At 72.4% G+C, this 19,703-nt stretch carries 9 protein-coding genes; 7 read left to right on the forward strand and 2 right to left on the reverse strand.

What is annotated here, in order from left to right:
• Window positions 1-120: 120 nt before the first annotated feature.
• The 7 genes from AC5DRG_RS40225 (at window position 121) to AC5DRG_RS40255 (ending at window position 17,069) form a co-directional block, all read left to right on the forward strand.
• A complete protein-coding gene (locus tag AC5DRG_RS40225; protein WP_491804784.1) occupies window positions 121-7,260 on the forward strand; it encodes an SDR family NAD(P)-dependent oxidoreductase in 7,140 nt (2,379 codons plus the stop codon).
• A 1-nt stretch (window position 7,261) separates the two neighbouring features.
• Window positions 7,262-12,193, forward strand: coding sequence for a type I polyketide synthase (locus AC5DRG_RS40230; protein ID WP_491804785.1), 4,932 nt, complete (start codon window positions 7,262-7,264; stop codon window positions 12,191-12,193).
• Window positions 12,190-12,501, forward strand: a complete 312-nt coding sequence (locus tag AC5DRG_RS40235; RefSeq protein WP_491804786.1) for an acyl carrier protein — start codon at window positions 12,190-12,192, stop codon at window positions 12,499-12,501. The genes AC5DRG_RS40230 and AC5DRG_RS40235 overlap by 4 nt, the downstream gene beginning before the upstream one ends.
• Window positions 12,502-12,503: 2 nt before the next feature.
• Window positions 12,504-13,310, forward strand: a complete 807-nt coding sequence (locus AC5DRG_RS40240) for an alpha/beta fold hydrolase (protein WP_491804787.1) — start codon at window positions 12,504-12,506, stop codon at window positions 13,308-13,310.
• Window positions 13,307-14,521: a glycosyltransferase gene (locus AC5DRG_RS40245; protein ID WP_491804788.1), complete on the forward strand. Its 1,215-nt coding sequence runs from the start codon at window positions 13,307-13,309 to the stop codon at window positions 14,519-14,521. Before AC5DRG_RS40240 ends, AC5DRG_RS40245 begins: the two co-directional genes overlap by 4 nt.
• Window positions 14,518-15,609, forward strand: a complete 1,092-nt coding sequence (locus tag AC5DRG_RS40250; RefSeq protein WP_491804789.1) for a class I SAM-dependent methyltransferase — start codon at window positions 14,518-14,520, stop codon at window positions 15,607-15,609. The genes AC5DRG_RS40245 and AC5DRG_RS40250 overlap by 4 nt, the downstream gene beginning before the upstream one ends.
• A gap of 119 nt (window positions 15,610-15,728) precedes the next feature.
• On the forward strand, window positions 15,729-17,069 hold the full coding sequence (locus AC5DRG_RS40255; protein WP_491804790.1) for a hypothetical protein: 1,341 nt from the start codon (window positions 15,729-15,731) through the stop codon (window positions 17,067-17,069).
• Between the two features lie 16 nt (window positions 17,070-17,085).
• Here AC5DRG_RS40255 and AC5DRG_RS40260 read toward each other — a convergent pair whose 3' ends face one another.
• Together AC5DRG_RS40260 and AC5DRG_RS40265 are read right to left on the reverse strand one after the other, a co-directional pair.
• On the reverse strand, window positions 17,086-18,114 hold the full coding sequence (locus tag AC5DRG_RS40260) for a lysylphosphatidylglycerol synthase transmembrane domain-containing protein (RefSeq protein ID WP_491804791.1): 1,029 nt from the start codon (window positions 18,112-18,114) through the stop codon (window positions 17,086-17,088).
• 166 nt (window positions 18,115-18,280) lie between these two features.
• Window positions 18,281-19,618 (reverse strand): hypothetical protein, encoded by a 1,338-nt coding sequence (locus AC5DRG_RS40265; protein ID WP_491813281.1) that lies wholly within the window; start codon window positions 19,616-19,618, stop codon window positions 18,281-18,283.
• Window positions 19,619-19,703 lie beyond the last annotated feature (85 nt).

Consider the following 19,703-nt stretch of genomic DNA (forward strand, 5'->3'; position numbering starts at 1 on the left):
CTGGCGGGTAATAGCGGCGTTAGTTTCCGCTTGGTTTTGCGCGAGACTTTCCAGCGGCATTCCGGGCAAAAACTGCCCACACCCCCCACCGTGCTGTCTCACCGATTATTTCGGAGCATCATGACGTCTGCTGTGCGCGCCGAAGACATGATCATCGGAGTCACTCCGTTCGGCGAACCCGACGCCGCCCTGGCCGCGGCCGTGAGCCGAGCCGGCGGGCTCGGGGTTCTCGACCTGGGAGTCGGCGACAGAAGAGCAAGAGAAGCGCTGTCACGGATGAGGCGCCGACGACCCGGCCCCTACGGGGTGCGGGCCGGAGCACGCTGCCGGATCACCCCCCGGGAGCTTCCGGCCGCGAGCGACGGCGGCCCGGACACCGTGATCCTCGGTGTCGACTCCGTCTGGCGGGCCAGTGAAGTCCCCTCGGGATTCCGGGTGTTGGCCGAGGTCACCGGCCTGGAGCAGGCGGTGGACGCCGTCCGGGCCGGCGCGCACGGGCTGATCGCCCGGGGCAGTGAGAGCGGCGGCCGGACCGGGGAGTTGAGCACCTTCGTGCTGCTCCAGCAACTGCTCGCCGCACCCGCCCTCGACCTGCCCGTCTGGGCCTGCGGAGGGATCGGTCCCCACACCGCGTCCGCCGCGCTGGCGGGCGGCGCCGCAGGGGTCGTACTCGACAGTCAACTGGCCCTGCTGGCCGAGTCTGAACTGCCGGAGGCGGCAGCAGCGGCACTGCGGTCCATGGACGGTTCCGAGACCGTCGTCGTGGCCGGTCATCGGGTGCTGCACCGCCGTGGCCCGGATGCCCTGACCCTGCCTGAAGACCCCGCGTCCGTGGCGGAGTTGCTCGGCGCGCAGGATCCGCGGACCCAGCTGCTGCCGGTCGGCCAGGACGGTTTCCTCGCCGCCCGGTTCGCCGAGCGGTGGGGGGATGTGGGACAGGTCGTACGGGCCCTCACCACCGCCGTACTGGATGTCGTACGCGATGACGTGGCCGTCCGGGCGCTGCGCACCGACTCCCCGATGAGCCGTGCCCTCGGCACCCGGCTGCCCCTCGCCCAGGGGCCGATGACCCGGGTCAGCGATCAGGCGGGGTTCGCGGCGGCCGTGGCCGGGGACGGTGCCCTGCCGTTCATCGCGCTGGCCCTCGCGAACGGCGCGCAGACGCGGACGATGCTGGAGGAGACCCGGGACGCCGTGGCCGGCCGGCCCTGGGGCGTCGGGGTGCTCGGCTTCGCCCCCGAGGAGACCAGGAACGCCCAGCTGGAGGTCGTGCGGGAGTTGCGGCCGACGCACGCGATCATCGCGGGCGGACGCCCCTCCCAGGCCGAGGCGCTGGAGCGGGCCGGCATCGCCACCTTCCTGCACGTGCCCTCACCGGGACTGCTGCGGCAGTTCCTGGAGGCGGGGGCACGCCGGTTCATATTCGAGGGCTCCGAGTGCGGCGGCCATGTCGGACCGCGCGCCAGCTTCCCGCTCTGGGAGGCCCAACTCGCAGTCATCGAGGACTACTTGGCCGGTGCTGCGGACGGCACCGCCGAGCGCGTCGAGGTGTTCTTCGCGGGCGGCGTCCACGACGAACGCTCGGCGGCGATGGTCGCCGCTCTCGCCGCCCCGCTGACCGCGCGCGGCGCCGCCGTCGGCGTCCTCATGGGAACCGCCTATCTGTTCACCGAGGAAGCGGTGACCCGCGGGGCGATCCAGCCGCTCTTCCAGCAGCAGGTCGTCGCCGCGACCCGCACCGCGCTCCTTGAGACCGCCCCCGGCCACGCCACCCGCTGTGTGCCGAGCCCCTTCAGCGACAACTACCGTGAACGCGAAGCCGAGTTGCGCGCCGAGGGCGTGCCCGACCGGCGGATCTGGGAGGAGCTGGAGCGGCTCAACGTCGGCCGGCTGCGGATCGCCAGCAAGGGCCGAGACCGGGGCTCCGACGGCGAGTTGACGGCTGTGGACGAGCAACGCCAGCTCACCGAAGGCATGTTCATGGCCGGCGAAGTGGCCGTCCTGCGCTCCGCCACCACCACGATCGGCGCACTCCACCACTCGGTCGCCGACGGCGCGGCGGAATTCCTCGACGAACGCGCGGCAGCACTCCGCGCCCACCTGGGCGTGACGACGGCCGAGGAACCCCCGGCGCCCGCGCCCCTCGACATCGCCGTCGTCGGCATGGCCTGCATGTTCCCCGACGCCCCGGACGTCGCCTCCTTCTGGGCGAACATCCTCGCCGGCCACGACGCCGTCACCGAGGTCCCGCCCGACCGCTGGGACCCCGCCGTCCACTACGACGCGGAGGGCGACGGCGCCACCCCGTCCAAGTGGGGCGGCTTCCTGCCCCGCATCCCCTTCGACCCGCTGAGCTACGGCATCCCGCCGACCTCCCTCGGCAGCATCGAGCCCGTCCAGCTGCTGGCACTCGAAGCCGCCCGGCGCGCCCTGGCGGACGCCGGACTCGGCGAGCGGGGACGGACGTTCGACCGCTCGCGCACCTCCGTCGTCTTCGGCGCGGAGGCGGGCAGCGACCTCTCCAACGCCACCACGCTGAGGGCCGTACTGCCCTCCTACTACGGGAAGATCCCGGACGGCGTCGAGCAGCAACTGCCCACGCTCACCGAGGACTCCTTCCCCGGGATGCTCGCCAACGTCATCTCCGGCCGCATCGCCAACCGGCTCGACCTCGGCGGCGCCAACTACACCGTCGACGCGGCCTGCGCGTCCTCGCTGGCCGCCGTCGACGTCGCCTGCAAGGAACTCGTCGGAGGCACCAGCGACATCGTCCTGTGCGGCGGCGCCGACCTGCACAACGGCATCAACGACTACGTCCTCTTCTCCTCCGTCCACGCGCTCTCCCCGACCGGCCGCTCCCGCGCCTTCGACAGCTCCGCCGACGGCATCGCCCTGGGCGAGGGCGTCGCCTGCGTCGTCCTCAAGCGGCTCGCGGACGCCGAGCGCGACGGCGACCGGATCTACGGCGTCATCAAGGGAGTCGGGAGTTCGAGTGACGGTCGCTCGCTGGGCCTCACCGCACCCCGGCCGGAGGGCCAGCGCGCCGCACTCCAGCGGGCCTACCGCAATGCCGGGATCTCACCGGCCGACGTCGGCCTCGTCGAGGCCCACGGCACCGGGACCGTGGTCGGCGACCGCACCGAACTCACCATCCTCAGCGAGGTGTTCACCGAGGCCGGTGCCGATCCGGGCAGTTGCGTGCTCGGCTCGGTCAAGTCGCAGATCGGGCACACCAAGTGCGCCGCCGGACTCGCCGGCCTGATCAAGACGACCCTCGCACTGCATCACGGGGTCAAGCCGCCGACCCTCCACGTCGAGCGGCCCAACTCCGGCTGGCAGGAGGACAGCAGCCCGTTCGTCTTCCACGACCAGGCCCGCCCCTGGGCCGCCCCGGCCGACGAACGCGTCGCCGGACTCAGCGCCTTCGGCTTCGGCGGCACCAACTTCCATGTGGTGCTGGGCGCTTACGACGACGCCGAACCGCCCGCGCAAGGGCTGGACGCCTGGCCCGCCGAACTGTTCACGTTCCGGGGCAAGGACCTGGCGGGGGCGCGGCGCGCCATCGAGGACGTACTGAAGGCCGCCGAGACCGACGGGCGCCCCTGGCGACTGCGCGACCTCGCGCTGAGCGCGTCGCGGCGGTCGGACGCCGGGCACGATCCGGTGCAGGTCGCGGTCGTGGCGACGGATGTGGACGAGCTGGACGGGCAGTTGCGCCGCGCGCTGGCCGGGGAGCACGACCCGGCCGCCGGGGTGCATCTCGCGGGACACGGTCCCGAGAGCCAGAGCTCCGACGGCAAGGTCGCCTTCCTCTTCCCCGGCCAGGGCAGCCAGCGGCCCGGCATGCTCGGCGACGTCTTCATCGCGTTCCCCGAGCTCCAGCACTACCTGGAACTGGGCCGCGACTACGCCGACGCCCTCTACCCGGCCGCCGGCTTCGACGAGGCCGCGCGCGACCGCCACCAGGCCGCGATCACCGACACCCGCGTCGCCCAGCCCGCGCTCGGCATCGCCGGACTCGCCGCGCACGAACTCCTCACCAGGGCCGGGATACACCCGGACATGGCCGCCGGACACAGCTACGGCGAACTGGTCGCCCTCAGCGCCGCCGGAGCACTCGACCCCGAGACCCTGCTGACCCTCAGCGCCGAACGGGCCGCCGCGATCCTCGGCGCGACCGGCGAGGACCCCGGCACGATGGCCGCCGTCGCCGCCGGCCCCGACGACGTCGAACGCGCCCTCCGCGAGGCGCACGCCCCCGACTCGGTCGTCGTCGCCAACCACAACTCGCCCCGCCAGACGGTCATTTCAGGCCCGACGGAAGGAGTCGAGGAGGCGGTACGCCTGCTGCGCGCGGCCGGGTTCGGCGCCAAGCGCATCCCCGTGGCCTGCGCCTTCCACAGCCCCCTGGTGGCCGACGCCGGCGAACGGTTCGCGCAGGCCCTCGCGAGCAGCACCGTCCGCTCGCCCGAGTTCCCGGTGTGGTCCAACCGCACCGGCGGCCCGTACGGCGACGACGGAGACGCCGTACGGGCCGAACTCGCCGCCCAGATCGGCGCACCGGTCGGCTTCGTCGACGAGATCGAGTCGATGTACGACGCGGGGGCGAGGGTCTTCGTCGAAGCCGGGCCGGGATCGGTCCTCACCCGGCTCGTCGCCCAGATCCTCGGCGACCGCCCGCACACCACCGTCGCCTGCGAGCCCCGCGCGGGCAGCGGGCTGCGCGGCTGGCTCGACGCCCTCGCTCAACTGGCCGTCGCCGGACTGCCGGTACGCACCGCCTGGCTCTTCCGTGGCCGCGACGCCGTCGACGCCGTCCGCACCCCCGCGACGAAGCGCCCCGGATGGACGGTCGACGGCCACCTGGTCCGCACCGCCGCCGGAGAACTCCTCCCCGGCGCCCTCGCCCCGGCCCGACGAGTCGTGGAGACGACTGTGACGACGAACCCCGCGAACGGCAGCACTCCGGCCCATTACTCCGACCGCGACTCCCTGATCTCCGAATTCCTGCGCACCAGCCGGGAGATGGTCGCCGCCCAGCGTGACGTCCTGCTCACCTACTTCGGCGGGGCCGTACCGGCGCAGCCGGTTCAAGTGGCGGTGGAGCAGCCGGTGTTGGAGCTCGTTCCGGTGACGGCCCCTGAACCTGTTGCCGCTGCTGCCGCCGCCGTGACGGAGGCGGACGTCATGTCGGTGGTGCTGGAGATCATCAGTGAGCGCACGGGTTATCCGGTTGACATGATCGAGCCGGATCTTGATCTGGAGGCCGATCTGAGCATCGACTCCATCAAGCGGGCCGAGATTGCCGGTGAGTTGGCGAAGCGGCTGGGCATCGGGGGTGATGTGACGGCACTGGACGACGCGGAATTGGAGGACCTGGCGAAGGCTCGTACGGCGGCCTCGGTCACCGCGTGGCTGGCGGGGCGCCTGGCCGCTCCGGTTGCCGCGATCGTCCCCGTCGCTGTCACGGAGGTGGACGTCATGTCGGTGGTGCTCGACATCATCAGTGAGCGCACCGGCTACCCCGTCGACATGATCGAGCCGGATCTCGATCTGGAGGCCGATCTCAGTATCGACTCGATCAAGCGGGCCGAGATCGCTGGTGAGCTGGCCAAGCGGCTGGGCATCGGGGGTGATGTGACGACGCTGGACGACGCGGAGCTGGAGGACCTGGCGAAAGCCCGTACAGCGGCGTCGGTCACCGAGTGGCTCTCTCAGCGGATGGCGCCGGCGGCTGAGCAGTCGGCCCAGTCCGAGGAGCAGGACCTGCCTGAGGTCGGCGGCGAGGCGCCCAAGCGGTTCGTACTGCGCCCGGTGCTCCTGGAACCCGGAGACGGACAGAGCGCGCCCGACCTCGCCGGACAGCGCTTCGTGCTCCTCGGTGACGACGACACCGGCGCGGCGGCCCGGGAGGTCGCGGCCAGGCTCAGTGCCCTCGGAGCCGAGACCGTCCACCTCGGCCGGGAGCACCTGCTCACCGAGGCGGACGGGGACGTGCACGGTGTGCTGTACCTCGACGGCCTCGCGTCCACCGCACCCCCCGTCCTGCCCGACGCGTTCCCCGTCCTCAAGGCCGCGCTGGGCCGGGCCCCGCGCCGACTGCTCGCCGTACGGCCGGGCGGCGGCGGGCACCTGCGGTCGGCCGGGCTGCACGGATTCTTCCGTACCGTCGCCCGCGAGTACCCGGAGACCCTCGCGCGGATCGTCGAAGTCCACGACACCACGCCCGCCGCCGTCGCCGACGCGCTGCTCGCCGAACTGCGGGCGCCGGAACCCGAATCCCCCGTGGTGCTGCGCACGGAAGCCGGCCGGCACGGACTGGAGATGGTCGAGACGCCGCTGGGCGCCCTCGGTACGACCGGTGCCGGGCCGGCCGGTGACGGGGCCGCCGAGGCCGCCGCGCTCGGCATCGACCGCGACTCGGTCGTGCTGCTCGTCGGCGGGGCCCGCGGCATCACCGCGAAGTTCGCCGTCGCGCTCGCCTCGGCCTCCCGGTGCCGTATCGAACTGCTCGGCAGGACCCCCGCACCGGCTGGCGCCGACGAGGACCCGGCGATCGCCGCCGCCCCCGACCGGGCCGCGCTGATCAAGGCCCTCGCGGCCCGCGGCGGCCTGACACCCGCCGAGATGAACCGCGAGGCCGAACTCCTGCTGGCCCAGCGGGAGATCACCGCCACCCTCGACGAACTCGCCGCCCTCGGCAGCGAGGCCCGCTATCACTCGGTGGACTTCCGCGAACCGGACGGCGCACTCCAGGCGGTGAAGGAGATCTACGCCGAACACGGCCGGCTCGACGGAGTCGTCTACGCGGCCGGGGTGATCGAGGACAAGACGATCGCCGAGAAGACCGCCGAGTCCTTCGAGCGGGTCTACGGCACGAAGACGCTCGGCGCCGAGACACTGCTGACGGCGCTGGAGGAACTGCCCAACGGGCCCGCGTTCGCCGTGCTGTTCGGCAGTATCTCCGCCGTTCTCGGCAACCGCGGCCAGGTGGACTACGCCGCCGCCAACGACGCCCTCGAAAGCCTCGGTTCCGCCTGGGCCGCCCGCACCGGCCGCCGGGCCCTGACCGTGCACTGGGGGCCGTGGGCGCCCACCGGCGGTCACACCGGCATGGTCAGTCCCGAACTCGGCCGGGAGTACGCCCGGCGCGGGATCAAGCTGATCGACCCCGAGGAGGGCACCGCGGCACTGCTGCGCGAACTCGCCTGGGGCGACGAGTCGGCCGACGCGGTCGTCTACACCTCCTCGGGCTGGTGACATGACGGACCGTCAACCATCCACGCCCGTCGCCATCGTGGGGATGGCGGTGCTGCTGCCCGGCGCCGCCGACCTCGACACCTACTGGCGCAACCTGTTGGCCGGCACGGATGCCATCACCGACGTACCGGAAGGGCGCTGGGACACCGACCACTACTACCGTCCCGGCTCCGCCACCGGCCGTGCCGTCGCCGACCAGGTGTACTGCCGGCGCGGCGGGTTCGTGGACTCGCTCGCGGACGTGGAGGTCACCCGGTTCGGGATCATGCCGAACTCCGTGGCCGGCACCGAACCCGACCAGCTCATCGCGCTGAACGTGGCCGCCGCCGCCCTCGCCGACGCGGGCGGTGCGGACCGGCTGCCGGACCGCCACCGGATCGGGGTCGTACTCGGCCGGGGCGGCTATCTCACCCCCGGCCTGGTCCGCCTCGACCAGCGTGTCCGTACGGCGGGCCAACTCGTACGCACGCTCGGCGAGTTGCTGCCCGACCTCGATCCCGGCCAACTCGACCGGATCCAGGACGCGTTCACCGACCGCCTCGGCCCCGACAGCCCCGAGTCGGCCATCGGCCTCGTACCCAACCTCGCCGCCTCCCGCGTCGCCAACCGCCTCGACCTGCGCGGCCCCGCCTACACCGTCGACGCCGCCTGCGCGTCCTCACTGGTCGCCGTGGACCAGGCGGTGGGCGAACTGGCCAACGGGCGCTGCGACTTGATGCTCGCCGGGGGAGTGCACCACTGCCATGACATCACCCTGTGGAGCGTCTTCTCCCAGCTGCGCGCGCTCTCCCCGAGCCAGCGCATCCGCCCCTTCCACCGGGACGCCGACGGCATCCTGATCGGTGAGGGCACGGGTGTGGTCGTACTCAAGCGCCTCGCCGACGCCGAACGTGACGGCGACCGGATCTACGCCGTCATCCGGGGCACCGGCGTGGCGAGCGACGGCCGCACCGCGAGCCTCGTCAACCCCGACTCGGCCGGCCAGACCCACGCCGTACGGCAGGCCTGGCAGGCGGCGGGGCTCGATCCGACGGTCACCGGGTCAATCGGCCTCCTGGAGGCCCACGGGACCGCCACCCCGGCGGGCGACTCGGCCGAACTCGCCACCCTGGCCGAGGTGTTCGGGCCCTCAAGCGACAGCGGCGACGACCGTGCGGTGATCGGCTCGGTGAAGTCGATGATCGGCCACACGATGCCCGCCGCCGGAGTGGCCGGCCTGGTCAAGGCCGCCCTCGCCGTCCACCACGGTGTGCTGCTGCCGACCCTGCACTGCGACGACCCGAACCCCGCACTCGCCGCCACCCGTTTCCGCCCGCTGGCGAAGGCGGAGCCGTGGGAGACGACGGAGGGGCAGCCGGTGCGCCGGGCGGCCGTCAACGCGTTCGGGTTCGGCGGGATCAACGCGCATGTGGTGTTGGAGCAGGCGCCGGGCGCGGTGAGGGTCGCGCGGGCCGGGGCGGTGAGTGGTTCCGAGGCACGAGCGGTTGCCTCTGCCGTTTCCGTCACCGAACCCGAGCGGGTGCTCCTCCTCGCCGCCGACACCCCCGAGCGCCTCGCCGCGCTGCTGGACGCCGACGACTCGGACGTACTCGCCGCCGGTCTGGACCCCACCCCCGGCCGCACGCACGCCGACGCGGGCCGGACCCGGCTCGGCATCGTCGACCCGACCGCCAAACGGCTCACCCTGGCCCGCCGGGCGGTCGCCAAGGGGCGTGCCTGGCACGGCCGTAACGACGTCTGGTTCTCACCCGCCCCGCTGGGCGGTCGGCTGGCCTTCGTCTTCCCCGGCCTCGAAGGCGACTTCGACCCCCAAGTCGCGGATGTGGCCGCCCACTTCGGCCTCGCCGGACCCATGCCCGGAGCCGGATCCGCCGAGGTCGGGGACATCGGCCGACACGGGCTCGGTGTCGTGGCCGTCGGCCGGCTCCTCGACGGGGCGCTGCGCCGGATGGGTGTCGTGCCGGACGCGGTCGCCGGGCACAGCCTCGGCGAGTGGACGGCGATGGCGGCGGCCGGCCTGTACTCCGGGGACGAAGTGGACGGCTTCATGGGGCAGTTCGACCCCGACGCGCTGACCGTCCCCGGCCTGGCCTTCGGTGCGATCGGCGCGCCCGCCGCCCGCGTACTGACCGCGCTGGACGCCGACGGCTGGGCGGACGCGGGGATCGTGTTGTCCCACGACAATGCGCCCGGCCAGTCCATGGTGTGTGGCCCGGAGGCGGCCGTCGACGAGTTCGTGCGAGCCTTCCGCACCCAGGGCGTGCTCAGCCAGGTGCTGCCGTTCCAATCCGGCTTCCACACACCGATGTTGGAGCCCTACCTCGGCCCCATCAAGGAGGCCGCGGGCCGCTTCCGGCTGCACCCGCCGACCGTGCCCGTGTGGTCCGGGACCACCGCGTCGCCCTTCCCCACGGGCGAGGCGGCCGTGCGCGAGCTGTTCGTCCGGCACCTGCTGGAGCCGGTCCGCTTCCGGCAACTCGTCGAGGCCCTGTACGCGGCAGGCCACCGCACCTTCGTCCAGGTCGGCCCCGGACAGCTCGGCTCACTGATCGGAGACACCCTCTCCGGCCGCGACCACCTCGTAGTGGCCGCCAACTCCCCCCACCGCACCGGTCTCGCCCAGCTCCACCGGGTGGCGACCGCCCTGTGGACGACGGGCGCCGCCGTGCCCCCGGCCCTGCCCCGGTCCACCCACCCCGCCGGTCCCCCCGCCCGCTCCGCGGGAGCCGCCGACCCGACGGCTCCCGCAAGGGGGGACCGGCCACCGGTCCGACTGAACCTGGGAGGCGCACTCGTCTCCCTCGACGAAGGCGCCCTGGTGGAGCTGCGATCCGAGCTGCGGCTCGGGTCAAGGGCGGATCGTGGGGCGGGCGTAGGGGTGCCGCCGGTCGCGGCCCGGGTACCTGGCGATGCCGTGGTGCCGGGAGGCGTGACGTTCCCGGGAAGCGCTGCCGCCCGCGTCCCGAGCCACGCGCCGGGAGCCCCGTCCGTGCGGCCGAACGCGGCCGTCGGGCACGCCCGGACCGCAGCAGAACCGGCGCCGTCGGACGTGCTCGCCGGACACGTCCGAGCCTCGGTCGAATCGTCACCGCTCGACGCGCTCGCCGGGCACTTCCCCGCCACCGCCGCCGAACTGGGCGCGCTCCTGCGCGACACCGCGGACGTCGCCGCCGAACTCATCGCCGCGGGCAACCGTCGGCCGACCACGGCCACGACAACATTCGCGGCCCCGTCGACTCCGCTGCCGCCCCGCCCCCCGGCGACCGTCGGCCTCCCCGCCGGACCGCCACCCCCAACTCCCCCCAGCCCCAGGGGAAACGGCCACCCGGACTCCGGTGACCAGTCGGCCCGCCGCAGCACCGTCCACGTATCCCCGGACACCATGCCGTACCTCCTGGACCACTGCTTCTTCCCGCAGCGCGAGGGCTGGCCCGATGTCGCCGACCGTTGGCCGGTCGTCCCGGCGACGACGATCGTCCACCACATCATGGAGACGGCCCAGCAAGCCGCCCCCGGCATGCGCGCGGTGGCCGTGCACGGCGCCCGTTTCGACCAGTGGCTGACCGCCACCCCGCCCGTCGACGTCGAGGTCACCGTCACCCCCCTCCCCGGCACTCCATCCCGACTCGCCGTCTCCTTCGGCCCGCGAGCCCGCGCGACCGTCGAACTGGCCGACCGCTACCCGGCATCCCCGCCCACCCCCTGGCCCACCGACCCCGCCACCGAACGCACCCCCGACCACACCGCCGCCCAGCTCTACAACGAACGCTGGATGTTCCACGGCCCGGCGTTCCAGGGCGTGACCGAACTCACCGCGATCGGCGAGCACCACCTGCGCGGCGTCATCACCACCCCGCCCGCCCCCGGCGCCCTCCTCGACAACGTCGGCCAGATCCTCGGCTACTGGATCATGGCCACCCGCACCGAACGCACGGTCGTCTTCCCCGTCCAGATGCGGCACATGCGCTTCTACGGCCCCCACCCGCACCCGGGGACGGATGTCGCATGCCTGGTGCGGATCACGTCCCTCACCGACACCGTGCTCGAAGCCGACGTACAACTCACCGTCGACGGCCGGGTGTGGGCCGAACTCACCGGCTGGCAGGATCGCCGCTTCGACAACGACCCGCAGACCAGGCCCGTCGAACGCTTCCCCGACCGCAACACCCTCTCGCAGGCCCGCCCGGACGGCTGGGCGCTGCTCCACGAGCGCTGGCCGGACCTGGCCTCCCGGGACCTGATCATGCGCAACTCCCTGAGCAGCGCGGAGCGTTCGGAGTACGAGCGGCACGCGCCGCGCGGCCGCAGGCAGTGGCTGCTCGGCAGGATCGCCGCCAAGGACGCGGTGCGTCAGTGGCTGTGGGACCACGGGGAAGGTCCCGTCTACCCGGCCGAAATCCGCGTCCGGAACGACGAGTCGGGCCGCCCGTACGTCACCGGACTCCACGGCCGCAACCTCCCCCCGCTGGACCTCTCGCTGGCCCATCGGGCGGAGGCCGGGGTCGCGATCGTACGGCCGCACACGCCCGGTCCGGGCCCCGGCATCGACATCGAAGAGGTCGTCGAGCGCGACCCGGCGACCCTCGCCACCGCCCTCGGCGAGGCCGAACTTGCCCTGCTGGACGCCCGATGCGCCGCCACCGGGGAGTCCCGGGCGCTGTGGTTCACCCGCTTCTGGGCCGCCAAGGAGGCGGTCGCGAAGGCGGAGGGCACCGGATTCGGCGGACGCCCGCGCGACTTCGCCGTCGTCGAGGCGGCCGACCCCCAACGGCTCCTGGTCTCCGGGCGGTTGGAACGCGCGTACACCGTGCGCTGCGAACGGACCATCAATCCGCCCGCGTTGCCGAGCAGAGAGTACGTAGTGGCTTGGACGACGGGACCGACGACGTCCCCCCAACCGTCACCGTCATCACACGAGGAGAGCGAACGATGACCCCCACCCCGCCGCCCGCCGACGAGGAGTCCGTGCTCGCCGACCTCACCGGCATGCTCGCGACACTCCTCGACGAGTACGGCCTCGACGACGTCGAGATCGATATGCAGACCACGTTCAACCGCGACCTGGAGCTGGAGAGCATCGACCTGGTGACCCTCGCTGGCCTCCTGGAGGAGCGCTACGGCAACCGGGTCAACTTCGCCGAGTTCCTGGCCGGCATGGAGTTCGACGAGATCATCGAACTCACCGTCGGCCGCCTCGTCGAGCACGTCGTGCAGAGCCTCAAAGCGGCGGAGGCGGGCTGAACATGGCGTTCGTCGACACCGGCGACATCCGGCTGCACGTACAGCGCATGGGCCCACGCGACGGCCAACCCGCCGTAGCGACCGCCGTGTTGGTGCACGGACTGCTCACCGACAGCCTCGCCAGCTACTACTTCACCGTGGCGCCCGTCTTCGCGGCGGCCGGCATCGACGTCGTCATGTACGACCTGCGCGGCCACGGCCGCAGCGCCCGACCCGACACCGGCTACCACCTGGACGACAACATCGACGACCTCGAAGCCCTCCTGGACCGGCTGGAGTTGACCGGCCCGGTCCACCTCGTCGGCAACTCCTACGGCGGCACCGTCGCGTTCGGCTTCGCGGCCCGCCACCCGGAGCGTGCGGCGAGCCTCACCCTCATCGAGTCGGAACCGGCGACCGAGGCCTGGTCGGCGAAGCTCGGCGGCATCCTGCACCGCGTCCTCACCCAACTCGCCCTCAACGAGGACGACGCCATCGCCTGGATCACCGCCAACCGCAGCCACAACACCGCCCGCCTCGCCAAGGGCGCGGCCCGCCTGGCCCGCACCACCAGCCTCCCGCACGACATCCCCGCCAGCCACGTGCTCACCGAGGACGCAATCCGGGCCGTCTCCTGCCCCGTACTCGGCCTCTACGGCGGTGACTCCGACCTCGCCGAACTGGCACCGTGGTTGGAGACCCTGCTCCCCGACTGCCGGACGGTGATCGTCCCGGGCCACGAGCACTCGGTACTGGTCGAGGCGGCGGGAGTGGTCGGCGGTCACATTCTCGAACTGATCCGACAGGCACCGTTGGCGGAGGTGCGGTGAGCCGGTTCCTGTTCGTCGTGCCGCCGCTGGTCGGCCACATCAACCCGGCGGTCGGCGTCGCCGCCGAACTGGCCGCGCGTGGACACCGGGTGGCGTGGGCGTGCGCCGCTCCGGATCTCGTACGGCGGCTCGCGGGCGGGTCGGCCGAGGTGTTCCCGTGCGACGGTCCCGTACCGGGGACGGACGAGGGCGCGCGGCCGCCCGAGATCCGGGGGCCGGAGGCGCTGAAGTTCCTGTGGGAGCGTTTCCTGGTGCCGCTCGCCGACGAGATGGCGCCCGGAGTGCGTGCGGCGGTAGGGGAGTTCGGGCCGGACGTGGTCGTCGCCGACCAACAGGCCCTCGCGGGCGGGCTCGTGGCCGAGCGGCTCGGTCTGCCGTGGGCGACCTCGGCCACCACCTCCGCCGAGTTCACCGACGTACTCGCGGGCATGCCCAAGGTCGCCGAGTGGCTGGACGGAGTCCTGGGCGGCCTCCGGGACCGGATCGGCGACCCCGCCGGAACCGCTGACCCACGGTTCTCCCCCCACCTCGTACTCGCCTTCAGTACAAGGGAGTTGGTCGGGCCTGAGGCCAGAACGGGCGATCAGATCCGCTACGTCGGCCCGTCGATCGCGGCCCGCCCCGCCGCCCCCGACTTCCCCTGGGACTGGCTCGACCCGAGCCGCGCGACGGTCCTGGTCACCCTCGGCACGGCCAACACCGATGTGGGAGCGCGGTTTCTCGGTCACTGCCATGAGGCCGTACGATCCCGCGCGGACCGTATGCAGGCAGTGATCGTCGACCCGGGTGGAGTCCTAACCGGTGCCGAGGACAAGGATGTACCGGCCGAGGACAAGGACGTACTGATCGTGCCGTCCGTCCCCCAACTCCCGCTCCTCGAACGGGTCGACGCGGTCGTCTGCCACGCCGGGCACAACACCGTGTGCGAGGCGCTCTGGCATGGCGTGCCCCTCGTCGTGGCGCCCATCCGTGACGACCAGCCCGTGGTGGCCGGGCAGGTGGCCGACGCGGGCGCGGGTATCCGGGTGCGGTTCGGCCGGGTCAGCGCGGCGAAGCTGGGCGAGGCGATCGACGCCGTACTCCACGAACCGGGCTACCGTGCCGCGGCCGATCGCGTCCGTACGGCGTTCCGTGCCGCCGGAGGTGCCCCTGCGGCCGCCTCCCACCTCGAACAACTGGCCATCGGCGCGCCCTCCAAGGAGGCCCCATGAGCACCGCCGAAGAGAAGAAGCAAGAGCGGCAGCCGAGCCGCGCCGAGCAGGTCGCGGCCCTGCGCCCCGCCTACCAGGCCGACCTGGCGGCAGGCCTGGACCGCTTCTTCGAGCCCCGGCGCACGAGCTGCCCCTGGTGCGGCTCGGCGGACCTGACCACCCGCCTGCGCACCACCGACCTGCTCCAGCACAAGCCGGGCCGCTTCGTCCTGGACCAGTGCCAGGGCTGCCGGCACACCTTCCAGAACCCCCGACTGAGCCCCGAGGGGCTGGAGTTCTACTACCGGGACTTCTACGACGGCCTGGGCGAGAAGCAGTTGGGCAACACCTTCGCGGGCCGCACCAAGATGTATGTGCAGCGTGCCGAGTCCGTGCTGCCCCACGCCGACGCACCCAAGAACTGGCTCGACGTCGGCACCGGCCACGGCCACTTCTGCGAGGCCGCCCGCACCGTCCACCCCGGGACCACCTTCGACGGCCTGGACTTCACCGACGGCGCCGAGATCGCGGAGCGCGAGGGGCGGGTGGAGCGGGGCTACCGGGGCAGCTTCCCGGATCTGGCCGCCGACTTCACGGGCCGCTACGACGTGGTGAGCATGTTCCACTACCTGGAGCACAGCACCGACCCGGCGGCCGAACTGGAGGCCGCACACCGGTCGTTGCGCCCCGGCGGCCACCTCCTGATCGAGGTCCCCGACCCCGACAGCCGCTACACCCGCCTCCTCGGCCGCTGGTGGCTCCCCTGGCTCCAGCCCCAGCACCTCCACTTCGTCCCGGTCACCAACCTCCGCAACCGCCTCGCGGACCTGGGCTTCACAGTCCTGACCGAACAGCACGCCGAGCCCCACGACCCGGTCGACCTCCTGGCCGGCACCTGGCTGGCCCTGGACACGGCAGCCCCCCGCGACGACCTCCCCTGGCTCCCGACCCGCCCGAACGCCCTCCAACGCACCCTGCGCGGCCTCCTGTTGATCGCGGGCATCCCATTCCTCCTCGCAGGCACCCTCCTCGACCGCTTCGCGATCCGGCCCCTGTCGCACAGGCTGGGCGTCTCGAACGCGTACCGGCTGGTGGCCCGCCGGGACTGATCGCTGCCGCGTTCGCCGCGAGGCCGAATTCCCTTACCGGAGTACTTCGTTCGCCCTGCCGCGCCCCTGGGATTGCTCCTAGCATCGGCACTCGCGGCAGAGCGGACGGGGGGCGATGCATGGCGGACAACGGAGGTTCGACGTCGGACGACGATGGTTCGACCACCCCTGCACCCGGTGGCGGTTGGACGGCGCGGCTGGAGTCCGGCTTGCGCTGGTTTCTGCTCCTCTACGGCTGTGCCCTGGGGTCCGTGGCCACCCTGGACCTGTTCATGGGGGACGACCTGGGCGTCCGTATGGACGGGGCCGGGCTGGGGTGCGCCGCCCTCATCGTCGTGGCCGGCTGTGCCGTCGCGCGCTCGGTGCGCGGAGCCAGGCGCCCTTTCGTCCTCCTCGTCCTCGCCGCAGACGGGGCGGCGCTACTGGCGAGTCTGTCGCTGCTCTCCCGGATCCAGTCGAACTTCGTCCCGCAGGCACGCCTGACGACCGTTCTGGCGATCGTCTCCGTGGCCACCGTCGTCGCCGGGACCTTGGCGTTCGTGGACTTCGGACGGGCGCGCCATCCCGTGGCCCCGCCTCCCGGGGCGGACGACCCGACGACAGACCGGCACTCGCAGACGAGAGGAGCCGTACTCGGCGCAACGGCCACGCTACTGGCCGCCAGTCTCGCTCTCCCGCAGTTCTGGTACTCCGCCCGCTATCAGCCGTCGTCCGTCGCACCCGCGCTCTCGGTCGACAACGAGATCACGCAAGTGCGCAACGACAAGGGGAAGTTGGAGATCACGGTGGCCATCACCGTGGAGAACAGCGGGGACACTCCGCTGAGCATTCTCATCTCCAAGTACGAGATCACCGGAACCCATGTGGACGTTAATGACTCACCCCGTCCCGGCGACCTCAAGATGGAGGAGGGGATCCGGAGCAAGAACTACGGGCCGATCGCTCGCTACAACACCTACTCGACCTACGCTCAGCCGCAGCAGATCCAGGTGGGTTCTATCGCCTGGGACCACGCATGGCTGGGCCCGGACGAGAAGAACCGGGTGACGCTGCTGGCCCACGCCACACAAGGCGACGCCAATCTGTTGCGGATCACCACCGATGTCGCCGTCGCACGGGCCGACCGGGTCGAGTCCGTGCAAAGCCAACCCGACGAGTCGTTCAAGCCGATTCCCTGCGACGGCATCACGGTGGTCCGGGATCGGCAGGCGATTGTCCATCCTGGTGTCCTGGACTGGTTGACGGAGAGCGATCGGGAACTGGTGACCACCTGGGCCATCGCGGGCGACGACAGGTACGCCGACAAGTGGTGGCCGCCGTTTCCCCAGATCCGGGCATCGATTCAGCACGTCGGACACACCTGCGAGCATGCCCTGGAAGGGGACGACGAGGGTTTGGAAGACCGCGCCATGCTCGGCTGGGCCGGTGCCATCGCCGAAGCCGGGATTCCCGAACCGTAGGGGCGGCCTCGTTCAGTCACAGCACCTTGTTGCGCACCAATGACGACAGCACCACCGCCCCCGGCAGCAACGGCACCCACACCGTCAGGACGCGGTAGCCGATCACGGTTGCCGTGGAGAGGCCCATGGGGGCGCCGAACGCGGCCATCGTGAAGACCATCGCCGCGTCGACGGGGCCGATCCCGCCCGGTGCGGGGACGGCCCCGACCGCGGTGCTGGCGAGGAGGAACGCGAAGACGACCTGGATCCAGGAGAGCTGCAGACCGAGGGAGAAGCCGACCGCCGCGATCACGCTCGCCTGCAGCACCGGGGTGGCGGCGGCTCCGCCCCAGAGGGCCAGGACGCGGCTCGGGCGGGTGTGGAGCGCTCGTACGTCGGTGAGCGCGGTGCGGAGGAAATTCAGCGCCGGACGGCGCAGGGGTCGTACGACCAAGGGGAGCACCGCGGCCGCCGTGACGCCTGTCAGGACGCCTCCGGCGGCCAGGAGCAGCGCCCAGCCGTCAGGGGCGAGCCCGCCGATGTGCAGCAGTTCGGGGAAGGCCACCAGGAAGGCGACCAGAACCGCTGTCTTCGCGATCGGCTTGACCAGGGAGTAAAGGGCCAGGGAAGCGGTGGCCCGGGCGAGGGGTATGCCCTGGCCCTGGAGGAAGCGCAGCGTGACGGCGTGGGCGCCGAGGCTGGCCGGCAGGACGTGGTTGGCGAAACCGGCGGCGAACTGCGACGCCAGCAACTGCCCCGGAGGGAGCCGTTCCGGTATCGCGCCCTGGCGGACCAGCGCGGCGGCCACCCAGCCCAGGCCGGTGAACGCCAGCCCGACCAGCAGCCACCAGGGATCGGCGGACACCAGCCGTGTCGTACCGTCGCGCACCGCGCGCCAGTCGAGCACGGCCCAGACGCCGATCAGCAGCAGAGGGAGGAGCGTCAGCGCCAGACGGACATGGCGGGTCAGGGCGGGGGAGAGGGAAGGGGAGGAGGAGAGGGAAGGGGAGGAGGGGGACACGGTGAGCGGCTGCGTGGGCAGCGCGTCGAGTCGGAGCGGGGACACGGCGCACGTCGTCCTTCCGCGTCGCGCCCGCGCGATCGCGGGTCGGACGGATACAGGGCGAGCAAAGAGGGGACGGCGTGAACGTGCCCATTCCGGATGACCACACGGTGTCCGGAAACGGAAGTGATGTCGGCGGACGGACGGCGTCTTCGCTGGTTGTGTCCGTTCACCAACCCGTCAGCAGGAGGTGATTGAGCACCAGCGCGAGGACCGCCTGGGCGGCGAGCCAGGCCCGGGGGCCCGTCAGCAGCGCGCCCGCCGGCAGCACCCACATCGCGAACGGCAGCCAGATCCGCTCCGTCTCCGCTTTGCTCATACCGGAGAGGTCGGCGACAAGAAGTGCGAGCAGGGCGGCGAGCAGGAGGAGCGCGAGACGGGCTTGCTGGGCCTGGTGATGCCTGCGGATGCCCGCGCCCGCCCGTCGCAGCCCCGCCACCGTCGCCGGGCCCACGATCAGCGCCGTGCAGGCGAAATTCGCCCACACCCAGTAGCCGTACGGCCGGACGCCGCCCGCCCCTTGGTAGTAGCGCTCGTGGAGCAGCCGGTACGCCTCCCACCAGTCGAAGCCGACCAGGGTGAACGCGAGCGGGACGACCGCGAATCCGGCCAGCAAGTAGGGGAGGAGGCGCAGTCTGTGGGGACGGGAGCCCAGCAGCAGCACCGCGCCCGCGATCAACGCCATCAGCGTCAGCCCGTACGAGAGATACGCGGTGAGGCCGAACAGGAGCCCGGAGGCGAGGCCGGACGCGCGCGGTCGGTGCCCGGTGACCGCGAGGGCGAGGAGGGCGACGGCCCAGGCGGCGACCGCCGCGAAGTAGCCGTCCGCCGACGTCCCGACCCACACGGCGGCCGGGGCGAGGACGAGGAAGGGCGCGGCACGGCGGGCCAGGGGCTCACCGCACAGCACGCGTACGGCGACGAGGACCGCGACCGCCGCCGTCGCGCCGACGGTGATGCACCAGACGCCCGCCCAGCCTCCGCCGCTGAGACCGATCCGGTCGAGGAGGACGAAGGTGAGGGTGGCGGCCGGGGGATGTCCGGCGACGTGCGCGGGCCAGTTGTCGGGGGAGTCGATGAGGATGTGCCCGGTGAAGTGCCGCAGGGAGGCCGGGATGTCGTGGAAGCGGTCGATGACCTGGAGGTACTCGCTCGCCGTCGTCAGTTGTCCGGCGATACCCCGATGCCATCCGTCGATCAGCGCGAGGGAGAAGGTCCACGCCATGCCCGTGCCCCACGCCGCCGGCAACAGGGCCCGCCAGGGCAGCCGGGCGGCGAGGACAGGGCCGCACGCGATGACCGCGGCGGCCACCGTGAGCGCGGCCGGGGTGCCGGGGCCGACGTGCGGATTCCACTGGGCGAGCAGCGGGGGCCAGCTGACGCGGAGGGTGCCGTCGCGGTGCTGGATCGCCGTGCCGACCAGGGCGGCCGTCACGACGAGGAGGGCGGCGGCCAGGACGGCGGAGAGATCGCGTCGTAGCTCGCGTCGTTGATCGCGGTTCACGATCGGCACGCTAGGCCGCCGACCGCCCGGTTCGGCCGCCGCCGGGGTGGATGTCAGAGTTTCGTCATGGTTTGAGAGCCCTTTCGGG

The organism is Streptomyces sp. JLBG701 (assembly GCF_058544905.1).

Coding starts and splice junctions, on each gene's coding strand:
- AC5DRG_RS40225 (WP_491804784.1), top strand. CDS start 121: ATGACGTCTGCTGTGCGCGCCGAAGACATGATCATCGGAGTCACTCCG.
- AC5DRG_RS40230 (WP_491804785.1), top strand. CDS start 7,262: ATGACGGACCGTCAACCATCCACGCCCGTCGCCATCGTGGGGATGGCG.
- AC5DRG_RS40235 (WP_491804786.1), top strand. CDS start 12,190: ATGACCCCCACCCCGCCGCCCGCCGACGAGGAGTCCGTGCTCGCCGAC.
- AC5DRG_RS40240 (WP_491804787.1), top strand. CDS start 12,504: ATGGCGTTCGTCGACACCGGCGACATCCGGCTGCACGTACAGCGCATG.
- AC5DRG_RS40250 (WP_491804789.1), top strand. CDS start 14,518: ATGAGCACCGCCGAAGAGAAGAAGCAAGAGCGGCAGCCGAGCCGCGCC.
- AC5DRG_RS40255 (WP_491804790.1), top strand. CDS start 15,729: ATGGCGGACAACGGAGGTTCGACGTCGGACGACGATGGTTCGACCACC.